Origin of the sequence: Bacillus sp. AP8, from assembly GCF_000321185.1 — a bacterium.
In the GTDB taxonomy this organism is placed as follows: Bacteria; Bacillota; Bacilli; order Bacillales; family DSM-1321; genus Bacillus_AD; species Bacillus_AD massilioanorexius.
The window spans coordinates 1-13,292 of the sequence record NZ_CAPG01000072.1; the positions used below are offsets into that span (position 1 = coordinate 1).

Here is a 13,292-nt window from a genome sequence, read left to right on the forward strand (position 1 = left end):
TATTTTTTCTTTTCCGATAAACGACATAATGCACGTGAATTTATCTGAATAGTAAGATAAAATGAGTTGACCGTCGTTTTTCTTAAGGAGGATTTATATATGTTTACCGCCATTATTCATGGAATTATTTTAGCATTTGGGTTAATTATTCCACTTGGAGCACAAAACATCTTTATTTTTAATCAAGGAGCAACTCAGCCTTCCTTCAAAAAAGTATTACCCGTAATACTCACCGCCTCTCTTTGTGATACGCTCCTTATCTTATTAGCCGTTTTAGGTGTTTCTGTTATTGTATTAACGATTCCAATCCTTCAAACTACATTCTTCATAATCGGTATCTTATTTTTACTCTATATGGGGTGGACCATTTGGAATAGCCAATCTTCAGACATGAATCAGCAAGCATCTGCTCTTTCAGCAAAAAAACAAATTCTTTTTGCCATGTCTGTTTCACTTTTAAATCCTCATGCCATACTTGATACTATTGGAGTGATTGGCACAAGCTCACTAAACTATAGCGGGATAGATAAAATTTGCTTTACGGTTGCAACCATATTTATTTCATGGCTTTGGTTTTTTAGTCTTGCTATTGTAGGAAAGAAAGTTGGAGAAATTGATCAAAGCGGCAATTTATTAAATAAAATTAACAAAGTATCTGCCATCATTATTTGGGGAGTTGCCATTTACTTAGGTTATCAACTATTATAAAAAACTATGACATCATAAAAAACGAAGAAACCATGAATGGGTTCCTTCGTTTTTATAATAAAACTTCTTATACTTCGAGTGGATTTACTTTATTCATTTTTTTAGCTTGAGTATGATAAATTTGATATAACACTAATGCAAAAACAGATAAAATTGCTCCTGATATGAATGGCAATCCCATCGAAATAGAGAACAGCCAGCCACCTAATGGAGGACCAATGATTCTACCAAATGAATCAAAGGAAGACAATAAGCCCGTGACGTTCCCATGACCAGATGTAGAATTTTTTGTGAGCAGAGCTGAAATAGCTGGACGAATTACACCATTACCTAATCCAAAGATGGTTAGGAAGACAGCTGATGTCCAGAAATTAGTAGCAAATAAAATTAACACAAAACCTATTGTTGATACTATTATTCCAATACGAATAACAGCACCTTCTCCAAATTTCTTCGTTAATGTACCAACTAAACCACCTTGAACAACTGCACTACCTAATCCCATAATCATGAAAATATAGCCTAGATGTACAGTATCGATGCCCGCTTTTTTTGCTGCGAAATAAGCAAAAGTGGCTTCGAGACCAGCTAACGATAGTGTAATAATCAATTGTAAAATAAACATAATCGAAAGTGGACCATTGAAAGCTTTCCACATAGATTCTTTGTTCTTTTCTATATGCTGAGCTCTTTTTTCTTTAGATAACGACTCTTTTAATATCAAAGCCACTAATACTAAAGTAATTAAACTAGATATTCCGGCAATATAGAAAGGTAAAGATAGATTCGTTTTAGAGAATATTCCACCGATTGCTGGACCAAAAACGAAACCTAGACCAGTTGCTGCACCAATAATCCCCATTCCTTTACCACGATCTTCCGGAGTAGTAATATCTGCAACATAAGCCATAGCTGTTGGCATGTTTGCTGCTGATAAAATACCACCGACAATTCGGGCTACAAATAAAAGCCATAAAGAATCTGCAACTGCCATAATGAAAAAGGATGCTGAAAGTCCCGCTATACCAATTAACATCACTGGCTTTCTACCAATACGATCTGAAATTCGTCCCCATATTGGTGCAAAGAATAATTGCATTAAAGAATAGACGGCCATTAAAAGTCCTAGCTCTGTTGGACTGCCGCCAACTTGTTCAGCTACAAAAGGAAGAACCGGAATGATAATCCCAAATCCAACCATAACCAAAAACATCACCAAAAACAAAACCGGTAAAACTTTTTTGTTTTCATTTTTTTTACTCCTTTCAAAATGAGCCGCCAACTTGGTTAATTTATCATATAAAATCCCATTTTCTAATTACTAATTCTTATATTAGTTTAAATCCAATTAATCAAACTTGACTATACGAAAATTATATATAATATTACTGTCTTAATCAACAAATTAAGATCATTTTTATTTTATCTACTTGTTGAATAAAAAATCTCCTTTTTTTACAAGGAGATGTTAAATACTTTCTTTAAATAAAAAATAGATATCATTACTTTTTATGTCTTTTTCTTTTTTTATCTACATATTTTCATCAGCCATCACGATTAGCTTATCAAACATATTCTCCATCTTAGATAATACGCTTTCTAATTCCTCATTAAATTTTTGATAATTTGTACAGATACAAATATAAATAAATTCATCACCAGAAATATGATACATCGTCCCTTCCACATCTCTAAAAAGGACTTTACTTATTTCAGCAAACCTTATTAAATACTCATCCCCGATTTATCATGCATAACAAACGAAAAATTAATAATAACCAATGTCAAAAACTCAAACAAACTCATGATTTGTAATTGTTTATTTGTTTGTAGAGATAGATTACTCAATACATATAGAAATTTCTCACGAACAAACCAGATAAAATGTGTGCAAAGATACGGCAAATTCAATCATTGTGTAAATCCAAGATATACAAACAAGCCATTACCATTTCCTTGACCCATTCATTTTCTTTTTCTCCTAGGAAAAATTATCTTCTACTAATTTGATTTCCCTGCTTATACAATATTTAAACAGCCCCTAATACCAATGCCATTTTAGGTACTTGTATTGCATTGAATAAAAAAACACGACTCCTTCATTAATGAAGAAATCGCGTACTATTTCTATTGTTTTTCATATTGTAGCCAATCTGATCCATTAATTTGATTTGAAGAATCAATCACTTTCTGTTTTACTCTTTGCGCTTCATCACCAGTCAATCTCAACGGTTGATAATTATTACGATTCTTTACGGAAGAAATAGAAAATGGAATGACCTTAATTTCTTTAACATCCATCAGCTGTTTGCCTTTAAAATGAAACGTTTGCTGGAAAACATATGTATCCTTATCGCTTGGATTTCGATTTCCACCAAACATAAAGTTCCCTAAGCTATAGACAATAAACTTTCCTTTATACTCTTCTATCCCTTGAATAACATGGGGATGGTGTCCGAGAATTAAATCAGCGCCGCTATCAATGGCAAACTGAGCTAATGTTCTCTGAGATTGCATCGGTACGTATTCACGTTCGATTCCCCAATGAAAATGAACAAGTACAATATCTGCGCCTTTTTCTCTCAGCCCGTTTATACCCGCTTTTACTATCTCTCTTGTTTCAGGATTGTCTTCCCATCCTTCATATCCGACCGCACCGATTTTAAGCCCTTTGACCTCTTGAACCATAGAATCATCATATCCAAAGTAAGGAATATTTTGACTTTCCAGTGTAGCTTTCGTATCCTGATAACCTTTCTCTAAATAGTCAAAAATATGGTTATTAGCAATATTCACTGCTTCTATACCACCTAAATGTAGTATTTGTGCGTATGATGGATCTCCTTTAAAACGAAATTTCTTTTGCGCTTTTTGTGTCGCATTCGTTAAAGTTGTTTCTAAATTAACAGTGGTAAAATCATCTTCTTTAAAGACATTATCAAGCTCTGCCACAAAATAAGGTAATCCATTCTTTTGGGCTTCATCATCAAACGAGCCTGAATAAGAAAATGTTTCATCTCTCCCTAGAGTAAAATCTCCAGCGGCACTAATGGTAAGTGTCTTTTCAACCTCGGGCTCTGGTTCTATAGGTTTTGAATCAGGTTTATTTGTCTTAACGTTCTCCGACTTATTCTCTGTTTCTTGTTTTATTGAGCCTTCTGTTTTCATAGAATCGTTCTTCAGAAAAAAGTTATACAAAATGATGGCTGTAGCAATAAGAATCAACCCTATAATTACAAGACTCCATTTCGATTTTTTAGTTCGTCTGTTTCTTCGCCTTTCCATAACACAACTCCCTTCAATCACCATATAAGTATATCAGTTAAAAAGATAATAAAAGTGAAAAGTTTAAAAAATTAGTATTTTTTCACAAAACATACTTTTATTTGAAATGACAAAGGTATCTATAAGAGTGTCACATCCTTTAAACTGCCACATTTTATTAATTGACCTTATTAAAAATCAGTGATAGAATTTTAAATTATTTCACAAAAATAATTTGATTGGATATTCCAATCAGATTATAGATGGCAACTTTTAGTAAACATTAACAAAACAATAGTAAGCGATGAATGCTATGGATCACACTATAGCAGGAGCAGCTTCTGGAGAGATTGCAAATATGCAACGCCGAAGGATTCACAATCTCAGGCAAAAGGACAGAAGAGTAACGAGTATCATTTTGTTATTCTGAAGCCTGATGAGATTGGAGAAATTCCAATCTTTTTTTATTGGCTTATGAGATTTCTCATAGCCTTCTAACTACATTATGGGGTGATACAAATGAGTCAAAGAAAAGCAATTGTTAGTGTAATTGGACATGATCAAGTAGGAATTATTGCAAAGGTAACAAATATACTTGCTGAAAAAAATGTGAATATTTTAGATATTAATCAAACGATTTTGAATGACTTTTTCACAATGATGATGTTAGTAGACGTAACAGACTTTGAAAATCTAGATGAACTTCAACATGACCTATCATCTTTAGGGGAATCACTAGGATTAACCATAAATCTACAGCTTGCTGAAATTTTTAAAGCTATGCATCGTGTGTAAGGAAAGGAATGACGAACATGAATATTGCATTAAATGAAATGATGGAAACTATTCGTATGGTTCAACTTGAAAACCTAGATATTCGTACAGTCACAATGGGTATCAATCTAAAGGATTGTGCGGATTCTGATTTCGAAAAAATGAACAAAAGGGTATTTGAAAAGATTACGACATATGCTAAAGATTTAAAAGCAGTGGCTGAAGCAGTTGAAAAAGAAATGGGAATTCCCATTATTAATAAGCGTATTTCTATTACTCCAATTGCTGAAATTTTAGGAACTGCAACAAAAGATCAAGCTGTAGAGCTTGCCCAAACACTTGACAAAGCTGCTGTGCAACTTGGCGTAGATTTTATCGGTGGCTATTCAGCTCTTGTTCACAAAGGTATTTCGAAAAGTGACCAAACTTTATTAGATGCTATCCCTGAAGCATTAAGTGTAACAGAACGAGTATGTTCTTCAGTCTCCATTGGTAGCACACGAGCAGGAATCAATATGGATGCTGTTCGTACCATGGGTGAAGTAATGAAAAAAGCCGCTGAACTAACAAGTGATCGTAATGGATTAGGCTGTGCTAAGCTTGTTGTATTCTGTAATCCTGTAGAAGATAATCCATTTATGGCAGGCGCTTTCCATGGTGCTGGTGAAGGCGAAGTTGTTATAAATGTCGGTGTTAGCGGACCTGGTGTTGTATTAAGCGCCCTCAAACGTCACCCTGACGCTGATCTTGGTGAAGTCGCAGATGTTATTAAAAAAACAGCATTCAAAATCACTCGTGCTGGTGAATTAATAGGACGTGTAGTAGCAAATCGACTTGGAGTACCATTCGGAATAATGGATTTATCACTGGCTCCAACGAATGCACAAAACGATAGTGTTGCAGAAATTCTAGAAGAAATCGGCCTAGAAAGCGTCGGTACACATGGTACAATCGCTGCATTAGCACTAATGAATGATGCCGTGAAAAAAGGAGGAGCCATGGCAAGTTCTTATGTCGGTGGCTTAAGCGGAGCATTCATTCCTGTTAGTGAAGACAACGGAATGATTCGTGGAATTCTTGATAACTCTCTTACTTTACCAAAGCTTGAAGCAATGACATGTGTATGCTCAGTTGGTCTAGATATGATTGCTGTTACTGGAGATGCAACGGCTGCTACTCTATCAGCAATCATCGCAGATGAAGCAGCAATTGGTATGATAAATAAGAAAACAACAGCAGTTCGCATCATACCTGTTCCAGGAATGAAAGAAGGGGATATGGTGGAATTTGGTGGGTTATTAGGACGTGCTCCAGTTATGGGTGTGAATCCATTCCATTCAGAAAAAATGATTCGTCGAGGCGGACGTATACCAGCTCCGTTGCAATCCATGATTAATTAATCAGACATTCATAAATGGTGGTGTGCAGATTTGCCACCACCATTTGTTTCTTGTGATGAGATATTTTTGAATGATATCCCCCATTTTTGAGTGAACTCTCGTGATATATTCTTTTTCTGAGCGATACTTCTGTTTTCTAAGCGTTCCTATTTTTTACACAAAAAATAAAAAACGTAAATGATTCATCACCAAAGGATAAATCATTTACGTTATATATTATCATTGATTTGCAGATATATTGTTTTCTATTGTTTCATATTTTGACCAATTAACCATTTTTTCAAGTACTATCGATATGATTACTCCCATTATTAAACCATTTGATAAAAACGGTCTTAATATCGCAGGAAGACTATTAAAAATTTGAGGTGAAACATTCATAATAGAAATTCCTACAAGAAGTGGTACAGCAATTCTAAATATTGTATTTGAATTAAAAACAACACCATTTAAACTACTATATGCCGTTCCAAACAACTGTAAATAAGCTACAAATAATACAGCATTACCAACAGTAATTGGCATTGTTGCTAGCAATGATCCGATGATTGGAACTAATCCAATCACAGTTAAAATGACTCCGCCTAGGATAAACGGTTTTCTATCAAAGATTCTTGTACTCTGTAAAAAACCAATTGATGAAGTAAAAGGAGTATATGGTACTAATCCAAATCCTGTACCAAACATAGTAAAAATAGCCGTTATAGCAATAGAGCATCGATAATCTTTAGTGGTTCTTTTTTCATCAAGAAGCTCTGAACCAGACTTAATTGAAGCCATTGTGTTAGTAAGATTCATCATTACAGCAATAAAAGCTACAATGACAATACCCCATTCTAAATTTGGCTGACCTAATGGAAATAAGGATAAGGAAAATCCACCTGAATGAGCGATATCCTTTAAGTCATTCGGAAAAAGCAATGCAAAGCCAATCCATCCGACTACCAACCCGAGTAAGATTGAAAAATTGCTTAGCAATCGATTCCCTTTAATTTTTAACAAGCTAACGAGAAGAACAATGCCAATCGAATATAGGCTAATCGGAAGATCAAGAGCACCTGTTTCATCCATTTTGAGCATGCCTTTAAAAAAAATCAAAATAAGTTGAAAAGATAATAAGAACAAATATACCGTCATGACCATTGGTTTAAAAATAGTTTGCAAAATATGTATCCAATTACAGGCGGCAAATAATAAAGTTACTGCACAAGCTAAAAGGGTTCCTGTAACAATTCCACCACCGATTGACGTTAAACTAAGCCCCATTGTTGATGCGGAAATTCCTAAATTTAGAATAACCCCCCATAACAAACCTGAATGCCCTTCCATTAATGGAAGCCTATGCCCTATCCATCCCTGAAAAACGCTTGCAATTCCTGTCAAAATCAATGACACTCGAATCATATTTTCTAAGGAACTAGCATCTAATTGAAAAACGCCTGCTATTGAAATGGGAACAACAATGGTATTGGCAAAAATAAAGAAAAACCATTGAACTGATGAAAAAAAAGTAAAATATATTTTTTGTTTTTCCATATAAACTCCACTTTCCCATTAATAATATTATGAATTCTTTGGAATAATTGGCAAAACCTTTAAAAACACATTATATAAAATTTTTATAATACTGTAATTTATTTTGCTTAAAAATATATTCACTACTATCCTACTATACCAAATATGTTTCAATTACTTTTTTCACATACAGATTGTCTGCTCTGCAAGGATGTTTTTTAGCATTCCTAAAAAAAGGTATTAGATAGCGTAACATGTAAACTCTATCATAAGTTCTTTTTTTAGGCTCTGTTTCTGAAATTAATTCTCTTTTTCTGTATCTAAACTTTAAGCTTTCACACTCTCATACGTTCACCCTGATTGTCACTTGAACGACTTTGCCCATATTCACTACCAATGAAGGAAAATGATTGGTGCAAGTATTGTTTTACCTATTTACATTCAAAATATTCATAGAAAAAGTTCTTTATTCTCTGGATTAATATATTACCTGGTGCCATTTTAATGGGGATTATGGGACCTATCACAGGTCGTATATATGATAAATATGGGGATCGTTGGCTTTCCATTATTGGTTTATTTATCTTAGTTCTCTCTACCATCCCATTTATGAATTTAGGTTTAGAAACTAGCATGGTTTGGATTTCATTCATCTATGCAGCACGTTTCTTAGGTATTTCAATGATTATGATGCCACTTACTACTGCGGCCTAACCACATGATAAGTCATGATACAGCCGTTAATAATACATTAAGAACAGTCGCTGGATCAATTGGTACTGCTATATTAATTATTATTATGATTATGTTACTAAATTGCATTCTCCTAGTGCAGCCCTAATGGAAACAGATAAATTAACTTACATGAAACAAATGGCTAATGCGGCTGTAGATGGTCTAAATGCATCTTTTGTTTTTACTATTGTTCTAGCAACCCTATGTTTCATCTTAGCCTTCTTCTTAAAAGATCGCCAAACTGACTAAAAAAGCAAAAATATTTTTTAGAAAAAATATTACTACATTGTTCTTTAGAATACTTCATTTCAAGTTCTCAATTATTTATTCCTAAAGGCAGAGTCCTCCAAGATGTAGGACTCTGTTTTTTCCCTTCTAAAAATCTAATCACATAGTAGTCATTTTTTCTTTTCAATAATATTCCAGCTTGCTAATAATAGATGAATGGCTTTTTCTATTTCTTCCTCAGGAATTCCTGCAAAGCCCATGACAATAGTAGGTAGCATGTCTTCATTCTTTACCAGCATATAAGATGATAATGGATATACTTTAAGTTTAGCCGCTGCCGCTCTTTCTACTAATTCTTTTTCCGTCATTCCATTGTTAACAACTAGAACGACGTGTAGTCCGGAATGACCACCTATGATAGATATTTGATTATTATAGACCTTTAAAATGTTTCCTACTAAATCTAACTTATGACGATATACCTTTCTCATTCGATTCAAATGTTTTTCAAACATTCCTTGTTTAATAAATTCTGCTAGAATAAGCTGGTCAATTCGCGAAACCGTTGAATGATAGAAGGATAACTCAGTTTCATAACGATGTAGTAAATGTTTTGGTAAAACCATATAACTTATTCGTATAGATGGCATGAGTGATTTAGAAAAAGAACCCAAATATATAACTTTATCGCTCTGATCCATACTTTGAAGGGAAGGAATCGACTTCCCACTATAGCGAAATTCACTATCATAATCATCTTCAATAATATATCTTTTATCTGAAGCAGCAGCCCAATTTAATAGTTTCACTCTTCTATTCACCGGGAGAATGTTTCCATAAGGGAAATGATGCGAAGGTGTTACATAAGCTACATCAATGTCGGACTGTTCTAACCCTTCTATAATTAGTCCATCTTCATCAACAGCTAAAGGATATACTTCTTTAGGATATGTTTTTAAGATGCGATGTATTAGGTGATAACCCGGATCTTCCACGCCATAGATTGTATCGTCCTCTAATAAAACAAGTAATTGCTGTAATAATATTTCAATCCCTGCACCGATAATAATTTGCTCAGCTGAACAAATAACACCACGAGCATGATACAAATAATTCGCAATTTCTTTTCGTAATGCATACTCCCCCTTAGAATCGCCTAATAACAGAATTTCCTGCTGCTCAATCGAAATAAACTTTCTAGAAAGCTTGCGCCATACTTCAAAAGGAAAATTACTTGTATCGATTTGACTCGGATGAAAATGATAACGAAGCTGTACTTTATTTTCTTTTTTTTGATTTGGCATTTGCACTTTCGGTATAAATTCTAAATCGTCATAAGCCATAACAAAATACCCTTTTCGAGGAATAACTTCTAAATATCCTTCTGCCGTTAATTGGTTATAGGCTGTATCTACAGTATTTTCACTAATTTGAAGAAATTCGGCGAGTTTACGCTTAGATGGCAATTTAGTTTGATATGGTAATCTACCGTTCATAACTTCATTTTTAATATATTCATATAATTGTTCATATAATGGTACTTCACTTGATCGATTTAAATTACAGGATAACATCTCCATTTTTCTAATCCCCCACTTTCTGACCCCATCATTTTATCAAAAACTGACCCTTTTAATACAGTCTGACTCTTTTTATACTAAAAAACAAGATAAACCGTCACCGTTCCTTTTTGGTTAAATAGTTATCTTTAAGAAATTGTATTACCTTAACGTATGAGTTTACGATCAATTACTCCTAATCAAAAAGGAGTCACGCGGTAGGCATGTCAGGTGTAGGGTTAGAAAAAAAATAAAAATCAGAAAGGTTTGAATGATATGACAAATACACAAGCAAGTGAAGTAGTTAAACGTGGTATGGCACAAATGCAAAAAGGCGGCGTAATCATGGACGTTGTTAACGCTGAGCAAGCAAAAATCGCTGAAGCAGCTGGAGCAGTCGCAGTTATGGCATTAGAAAGAGTACCTTCAGATATTCGCGCAGCTGGTGGAGTAGCTCGTATGGCTGATCCACGTATTGTAGAAGAAGTAATGAATGCTGTATCTATTCCAGTAATGGCAAAAGCTCGTATTGGACATATTGTTGAAGCTCGTGTTCTAGAAGCTATGGGTGTAGATTATATTGATGAAAGTGAAGTATTAACACCTGCAGATGAAGAATTTCACTTATTAAAAAGCGCATACAAAGTGCCTTTCGTTTGTGGGTGTCGCGATTTAGGTGAAGCCGCTCGCAGAATTGGTGAAGGTGCTTCTATGCTTCGTACAAAAGGTGAACCTGGAACAGGAAACATTGTAGAAGCTGTTCGTCACATGCGAAAAGTAAACGCTCAAGTTCGTAAAGTGGTAAACATGAATGATGATGAATTAATGACAGAATCTAAACTATTAGGTGCTTCTTATGAGATTCTAAAACAAATTAAATCAGAAGGTCGCTTACCTGTAGTAAACTTTGCTGCTGGCGGTATCGCTACTCCTGCGGATGCGGCTCTAATGATGGAACTTGGTGCAGACGGTGTTTTCGTTGGATCAGGTATCTTCAAATCTGAAAACCCAGAGAAATTTGCTGCTGCAATCGTGCAAGCAACTACTTACTATACTGACTATGAGTTAATTGGACAATTATCTAAAGAGCTTGGTACTGCCATGAAGGGAATTGATATTTCAACATTACATCCTTCTGAAAGAATGCAGGAGCGTGGTTGGTAAGATGAAAACAATCGGTGTACTTGGATTACAAGGTGCGGTTCAAGAGCATGTCAATCAGATTGAAGCAGCAGGACAACGTGCGATGATTATCAAGCATCCTGAGCAGCTTATAGAGATTGATGGTCTTATTCTTCCAGGTGGTGAAAGCACAACGATGAGACATTTTATTGATTTATATGATTTTCTTCAGCCACTTAAACAATTCGGTCAAACTAAACCAATATTCGGTACTTGTGCCGGAATGGTTCTTTTAGCAAATGAATTAACAGGTGAAGAAGAAGCCCATCTTCAACTTATCGACATTACTGTGAAAAGAAATGCCTTTGGTCGTCAAGTAGATAGCTTCGAAGCTCATTTACAAATAAATGGTATGTCAGAATTATATCCTGCTGTCTTTATACGGGCTCCATTTATCGAAAAAGTTAGCAGTGAAGTTGAAATACTAGCAACATATGAAGGGAATATTGTTGCTGCTAAACAGAACAATATTCTTGTTACATCCTTTCATCCAGAGTTAACAAAAGATCAACGCTTTATGGACTTGTTCATCAAAATGATTAAACAAGAACAAAAGCGCCCTAATCAGCCTCGACCAGCATAAGCCAAACAGACTAGAAGGTTGCTCTTTAACCTTCTGAACAGATTGACTTATGACCTCGAGTGCTGGACGCTGAAGCAAGAATTCAACATTTTCAAACCAAACGTTCTACAAGTCAAAATTTGATTATTTCCTAAACGAGAACAAATAAGTTTTTGTTCGACAAGACAGAACTATCTTGACCTATAGCTTTTCATTCAAAAGCCATCCACTTTAAAAACGGGTGGCTTTCTGCTTCGTTAAATTTAGTAAGCTGGCGAGTTTTCATAAGAAGTTTATCATCCTCTTAGTCATTTGCGTCTCCATAATATGTTTCTTTAATTTCTTCTGCACCTCCTTTATTTTAATTATTCAAAATAAATTGACAATTATTTTTATCTACTATACTATCAAATTATATTTTTTCATATTAAGGAAAGATATTCCACAATGCGGAAGGTGATGAAAATGAGTTATTGTCAATCTATGTACAAAAAGCTAAATACCGTTATTATTAAACATCCAAATGACGCTTTTATTAGCCAAGAACATTTAAGTAAGGAATGGAAAAAATTCAATTATATCGAGGAACCGAATTTTGAGTTAGCACAAAAAGAGTATGAACATTTTCTTTCCATTCTTAACAGACATATTGAAAAAATAGAGTTTCTTCCTTTTTCAGAGAATGTAGGTCTGGATTCTATTTATGCTCATGATCCTGTTAAGTTTACAAGTAAAGGAGCTATTATACTTAAATCTGGAAAAAAAGTACGACAACCAGAAGCTGAGGTATTCAAGCAATTTTTAAAAGAAAAATCAATCCCTATTCTTGGTGAATTATATGGAGAAGCCGTTGCAGATGCAGGAGATCTCGTCTGGCTAAATGATCGAACACTACTTATTGGAAGAGGCTATCGAACAAATGATGAAGCCATTCACCAAATTAAAGAAATGACAAAAGAAGTAGTCGCTGAAGTGATAGTCGTTCAACTTCCTCACGATCAAGGCGAAGAGGAGTGCCTTCATTTAATGTCCTTTATATCCATCGTTGATTCTAATTTGGCTGTTATTCATTCCAGATTAATGCCCGTTTTTTTACGTCAACTTTTAATTAAACGCGGATTTGAACTCGTTGAAGTACCCGAAAAAGAATACCATAATTTAGGATGCAATGTCCTTGCACTAGCACCCAGAGTTTGTGTCATGATTGAGGGAAATCCAAGTACAAAACAACAATTATTAAACGTCGGAGCGACAGTTTTTGAATATAAAGGGCGTGAAATTTCCTATCTGGGAACTGGTGGACCAACCTGCTTAACCTGTCCTGTAGTAAGGAAGTAAGCCATAATCTACTAGTTATGTATCTAT

The 13,292-nt window shown here is 34.6% G+C and carries 12 protein-coding genes and 1 riboswitch; of the genes, 7 read left to right on the forward strand and 5 right to left on the reverse strand.

Annotated elements, in window-relative coordinates; all coding sequences use genetic code 11:
• Positions 1-99 precede the first annotated feature (99 nt).
• Positions 100-708, forward strand: a complete 609-nt coding sequence (locus tag BN349_RS17190) for a LysE/ArgO family amino acid transporter (protein WP_019243574.1) — start codon at positions 100-102, stop codon at positions 706-708.
• Positions 709-775: 67 nt separating this feature from the next.
• Here BN349_RS17190 and BN349_RS17195 read toward each other — a convergent pair whose 3' ends face one another.
• From BN349_RS17195 to BN349_RS17205, 3 genes are all read right to left on the reverse strand, one after another.
• Positions 776-1,909 carry an MFS transporter gene (locus tag BN349_RS17195; RefSeq protein WP_019243575.1) on the reverse strand — a complete coding sequence of 378 codons (1,134 nt, stop codon included), beginning with the start codon at positions 1,907-1,909 and terminating at the stop codon, positions 776-778.
• Positions 1,910-2,239: 330 nt separating this feature from the next.
• Positions 2,240-2,383: a hypothetical protein gene (locus BN349_RS25955; protein ID WP_019243576.1), complete on the reverse strand. Its 144-nt coding sequence runs from the start codon at positions 2,381-2,383 to the stop codon at positions 2,240-2,242.
• 452 nt (positions 2,384-2,835) lie between these two features.
• Entirely contained in the window at positions 2,836-3,993 is a 1,158-nt protein-coding gene (locus BN349_RS17205) for a CapA family protein (RefSeq protein WP_019243577.1), read from the reverse strand.
• 310 nt (positions 3,994-4,303) lie between these two features.
• Positions 4,304-4,381, forward strand: a riboswitch (glycine riboswitch).
• Positions 4,382-4,491: 110 nt separating this feature from the next.
• Between BN349_RS17205 and BN349_RS17210 the strand changes: the two genes are divergently transcribed.
• Positions 4,492-4,767 (forward strand): ACT domain-containing protein, encoded by a 276-nt coding sequence (locus tag BN349_RS17210; protein ID WP_019243578.1) that lies wholly within the window; start codon positions 4,492-4,494, stop codon positions 4,765-4,767.
• A 17-nt stretch (positions 4,768-4,784) separates the two neighbouring features.
• The gene (locus BN349_RS17215) at positions 4,785-6,146 is read left to right on the forward strand and encodes a PFL family protein (RefSeq protein ID WP_019243579.1); all 1,362 of its coding nucleotides are present in this window, start codon (positions 4,785-4,787) and stop codon (positions 6,144-6,146) included.
• A gap of 219 nt (positions 6,147-6,365) precedes the next feature.
• On the opposite strand, the gene BN349_RS17220 is transcribed toward BN349_RS17215, so the two are convergent.
• Entirely contained in the window at positions 6,366-7,682 is a 1,317-nt protein-coding gene (locus tag BN349_RS17220) for a uracil/xanthine transporter (protein ID WP_019243580.1), read from the reverse strand.
• A 483-nt stretch (positions 7,683-8,165) separates the two neighbouring features.
• On the opposite strand from BN349_RS17220, the gene BN349_RS17225 reads away from it, so the two are divergent.
• Complete coding sequence (locus BN349_RS17225) at positions 8,166-8,375, forward strand: hypothetical protein (RefSeq protein ID WP_019243581.1); 210 nt, start codon at positions 8,166-8,168, stop codon at positions 8,373-8,375.
• A 419-nt stretch (positions 8,376-8,794) separates the two neighbouring features.
• Here BN349_RS17225 and pdxR read toward each other — a convergent pair whose 3' ends face one another.
• A complete protein-coding gene (pdxR, locus tag BN349_RS17230; protein WP_019243582.1) occupies positions 8,795-10,204 on the reverse strand; it encodes a MocR-like pyridoxine biosynthesis transcription factor PdxR in 1,410 nt (469 codons plus the stop codon).
• 255 nt (positions 10,205-10,459) lie between these two features.
• On the opposite strand from pdxR, the gene pdxS reads away from it, so the two are divergent.
• The 3 genes from pdxS (at position 10,460) to BN349_RS17245 (ending at position 13,265) form a co-directional block, all read left to right on the forward strand.
• The gene (pdxS, locus tag BN349_RS17235) at positions 10,460-11,347 is read left to right on the forward strand and encodes a pyridoxal 5'-phosphate synthase lyase subunit PdxS (RefSeq protein WP_019243583.1); all 888 of its coding nucleotides are present in this window, start codon (positions 10,460-10,462) and stop codon (positions 11,345-11,347) included.
• A 1-nt stretch (position 11,348) separates the two neighbouring features.
• On the forward strand, positions 11,349-11,948 hold the full coding sequence (gene pdxT, locus BN349_RS17240; RefSeq protein WP_019243584.1) for a pyridoxal 5'-phosphate synthase glutaminase subunit PdxT: 600 nt from the start codon (positions 11,349-11,351) through the stop codon (positions 11,946-11,948).
• A 444-nt stretch (positions 11,949-12,392) separates the two neighbouring features.
• A complete protein-coding gene (locus tag BN349_RS17245) occupies positions 12,393-13,265 on the forward strand; it encodes a dimethylarginine dimethylaminohydrolase family protein (protein WP_019243585.1) in 873 nt (290 codons plus the stop codon).
• Positions 13,266-13,292: the final 27 nt, after the last annotated feature.

Excerpts from the sequence above, each read along its gene's own strand:
- BN349_RS17210 (WP_019243578.1), top strand. The coding sequence starts at position 4,492 with ATGAGTCAAAGAAAAGCAATTGTTAGTGTAATTGGACATGATCAAGTA.
- pdxT (WP_019243584.1), top strand. The coding sequence starts at position 11,349 with ATGAAAACAATCGGTGTACTTGGATTACAAGGTGCGGTTCAAGAGCAT.
- BN349_RS17190 (WP_019243574.1), top strand. The coding sequence starts at position 100 with ATGTTTACCGCCATTATTCATGGAATTATTTTAGCATTTGGGTTAATT.
- BN349_RS17195 (WP_019243575.1), bottom strand. The coding sequence starts at position 1,909 with ATGGTTGGATTTGGGATTATCATTCCGGTTCTTCCTTTTGTAGCTGAA.
- pdxR (WP_019243582.1), bottom strand. The coding sequence starts at position 10,204 with ATGGAGATGTTATCCTGTAATTTAAATCGATCAAGTGAAGTACCATTA.
- BN349_RS25955 (WP_019243576.1), bottom strand. The coding sequence starts at position 2,383 with ATGTATCATATTTCTGGTGATGAATTTATTTATATTTGTATCTGTACA.
- BN349_RS17225 (WP_019243581.1), top strand. The coding sequence starts at position 8,166 with ATGGGGATTATGGGACCTATCACAGGTCGTATATATGATAAATATGGG.
- BN349_RS17205 (WP_019243577.1), bottom strand. The coding sequence starts at position 3,993 with ATGGAAAGGCGAAGAAACAGACGAACTAAAAAATCGAAATGGAGTCTT.
- BN349_RS17220 (WP_019243580.1), bottom strand. The coding sequence starts at position 7,682 with ATGGAAAAACAAAAAATATATTTTACTTTTTTTTCATCAGTTCAATGG.
- BN349_RS17215 (WP_019243579.1), top strand. The coding sequence starts at position 4,785 with ATGAATATTGCATTAAATGAAATGATGGAAACTATTCGTATGGTTCAA.
- pdxS (WP_019243583.1), top strand. The coding sequence starts at position 10,460 with ATGACAAATACACAAGCAAGTGAAGTAGTTAAACGTGGTATGGCACAA.
- BN349_RS17245 (WP_019243585.1), top strand. The coding sequence starts at position 12,393 with ATGAGTTATTGTCAATCTATGTACAAAAAGCTAAATACCGTTATTATT.